The sequence below is a fragment of the Clostridioides sp. ZZV15-6598 genome (assembly GCF_020657705.1).
Lineage (GTDB): Bacteria > Bacillota > Clostridia > Peptostreptococcales > Peptostreptococcaceae > Clostridioides > Clostridioides difficile_F.
Map to the genome: position 1 here is coordinate 1 of NZ_JAGWCS010000224.1, position 3,499 is coordinate 3,499.

The following is a 3,499-nucleotide window of genomic DNA, read 5'->3' on the forward strand; positions in this document are numbered from 1 at the left end:
ATACTAGTAGGAAATTTACTAGACTATAGTCAAAAAGAACTATTTAAAACTATGAGATTTAAATCAGTAACACAAATTGGTGGAAATGGAAATGAAAATTCATTTAAACAAATTAAAGAAATAGCTTAATATTTTAAAACGGGTTATATTCAAATAATTTCATTTGAATATAACCCGTTTTTATTACAATTATAAAATTAATCTTTATTTATCATTCATACTTAGTAATTTATCTAAGTATACTGACTTTAGCTGCTTACTAGCCAAAGCTTTTTTGGCTGGTTCAAGTTTCAATATGGCTGATAGTATCGCTCCCATAGCTCTATGACTAACTAAGGCATTATTATCAAAAATTAGATTTTGTAATTGCCCTTTCTCGATTGCCATGAGAACTGCTCTATGTACTGAATTTGCAGGAGTTATTATTTTTTCATCTCTCTTTAATAGCATAATACTATTTTTGTGACAATTTCTAACACAAACACCACAACCTAGACATCTATCCTCATCAATTTTTATATATTCTTTATCATTTTCTTTTACTTTACTTATTGCATCTATTGGACATGCAGATATACATTTACCACACTTTACACAACTTTCATGGTTTATATTTGGTATAAAACTAGTTGTTTGTACTGGGTGAAGATTTCCAAATCTTTTTGCTGCTACTAACGCCTCACAACAGCAACCACAACAATTACATATAAATGTAACTCCTTTTCGAACATTTTCTCCACATTGAACTAAATTATGTTCATATGCCTGATGAAGTAATTCCTTACATTCTACTTTATCTACACGTCTTGCAAATTTATTGTTTATTAAAGAATTAGCTACATTATCAAATGTCATACATATATCCATAGGAGCATCACAGGCTTTTCCAACATGTTGCATTCTATGTCTACAATAACACATACTTATACCTATATGAGCTGATTCGTCAATTATATGAGTAGCTCTCTCATAATCTAAAATACTTACTTCATTATCATTAGTCAATACTTCTTCTTGAACGTAAACTCTTCCAAGTTTTGTTTCTGTTGAATAAAATAAATCTTTAATAAAGTCTTCTTCTACATTCATATACTGATAGTAAAGTTCTGATAAAAGTTTTTGGTCTATATCATGTCTTGTTCTCATCATGGCAAACTCAAAAAAACCAGCCATTGGAGGAGGCATTATATATTTTTTACCTTTTTTATCTTCTATATCTAGTATTAGCGCCCTGCTAGCTAACTTATCTAGCACTCTGTATGCTTCACTTTCACTTATACTCCAAATTTTAGCTGCTGTTTTTACTCTAAAAGGCTTTATTGGAAGTTGTGCCACTAATTTTGCCTCTTGTTCTGTAAAAAGTACATTTAGTATTTTATATAATGTATCGGATGGTGGAGCACCCTGTGGAAATTTATTTATTCTTTCCTCTAAGCTTTTATACATGTTTTTAGCAGTTATATGAGAAATAGTAATCACCTTCTTTTTCTTTTGTTTTCCAATAGAATCAAATATCTTTCCTTATTATCTAAACTCCTACTTTATATAATACCAATTCTTTCTAAATAGTTAAATACCTCTAGCAATTTATTTATTAGATTTCTTATATAAATAAAAACCGTTTAATCAGCATAATTATAGTTTATACCAATTAAACGGTTTTAATAATAATTTATATATCTATAAATTATTTTTATAGTATTTTATATACTTTCTTTTCTTATATTATCTATTATATTCTCCTTATTTAATTTATTCATAGGTATATACGCTGCTATAAAGGTTATTATAAAAACACTCACTATACATATGACAATTGCTGTCCATGGTATAACTGTAGAAAATTCAATTACACCTGAAACTAATTTATTCATAATTAATATCAGCCCAATACCAATTGGTACGCCAAACAATAACGATAAAATACCATAGATAAAACTTTCTAAGTATATCATTTTTCTAAAGCCTACAGGAGTAACACCTATTGATTGTATTATTGCTAGTTCTCTTTTTCTTAGATTTATACTTGTACTTACTGTATTTAGTATATTTGTAACACTTACTAGAGATATCACTACTATAAACCCATATACAAAAACTTTAATAGCTTTTAAATTTTGCTTTGCACTTTTGTCACTTGTATTTTCATCATGGAAATTGACATTATTTTTCTTAGCCAAAGACTCTATATTCTTCCTAGTCTGAGCACCTCCCCCTGAGTCAATAAAGACAATACCTTTCTCTAACTTTAAATCCATATTTTCAGCAACCTCATCATAAGTTATAAATTGCAATCCCATATTTTGATAACCCATTCCTAGACGTTCTTCATCTGTTATACCAAGAATTTTTATATTTACTTTTTTCTTTGAATCATTTTCGTCAGTATATTCACAAGTTACAGTATCTCCAACTTTGTAATTAGTTAGCTCTATTACTCCTTTCTTACCCTTTGATTCAAAGTAACTTTTTCTAACAAATATCACTCCATTTTCTTTAATCGCTCTTTCTTTATCAAAAGAGCCTTTTATTAAGTTTTTTGTTTTATTTTGTATTGCACTCTCTCCAGGAAAAATTAATTCATTATTGTTAAACTCATATTCATAACTATCTCCAACCTTACGTTGTTGATAATAATCTTTAATTATATTTTCTTTAGATTTATTTATTTTATCCTTACTAACTCCTATAGAAACATACTCTCCTGTAGCTACTTCAAAGTTTTTTATTCCAGGTATATTTTTTAGTTTATTTATAGTATCATCCATAGACTTAGATATTTGTCTTGAACTTAAATATAAATCATAGTTTCTTTGAGAATTCCTGATTTCTTCACCTTTTAAGAAATTCGCCATAAATCCGCTAAAAGATATAAATATTACTATACTTACTATTAAAGAAAAAAGTGTCACAATAAATTTCTTTCTATTTCTTCTTACACTTTTATATGCAAGTACACCTTCTGTTCCAAAAACTAATTTAATAAGTTTCGAATTTTTAACCTTACCTACTTTGTAATCTCCACTGCTCCTTATTACACTAAGAGGAGAAATATTAGAAGCTGTTATTGCAGGTAGGAGAATTGATATGAAAATTGTAAGCAAAACAATTATTATACTGATAATTATTATTAATGGATTGTATACTATTTGTAAACCCATCTGTGATACAACTGATTCTGTAAGATATTTATTTATAGCTTTAAATACTAAATCTATAGCTACTGTTCCAGACAATAGTCCTATTGGTATACCAATAAAACTAATTATAATGCCTTCAATAAAAACTAATCTTTTGATTTGATTAGTTGTAGCTCCTATAGAATTTAATATTCCAAACTGCTTTTTTCGTTCAGTTATAGAAATACTAAAAGAATTATATACTGTAGCAATTGTACATATAATTACTAAAATAGTTACCATAGTAATTATAGCTTTTATAGAACTATTTATATTTACATACTTACTAGCTCCCTGTAATCTCAATAAATGTTCATTAT

General features: G+C 27.4%; 2 protein-coding genes. Both read right to left on the minus strand.

The window, feature by feature from the left end; translation table 11 throughout:
- Nucleotides 1-204: 204 nt before the first annotated feature.
- Entirely contained in the window at nucleotides 205-1,479 is a 1,275-nt protein-coding gene (locus KGF50_RS20820) for a 4Fe-4S dicluster-binding protein (protein ID WP_227849827.1), read from the minus strand.
- Between the two features lie 224 nt (nucleotides 1,480-1,703).
- The coding region (locus KGF50_RS20825) for an FtsX-like permease family protein (RefSeq protein ID WP_227849828.1) at nucleotides 1,704-3,499 on the minus strand (1,796 nt) is incomplete at its 5' end.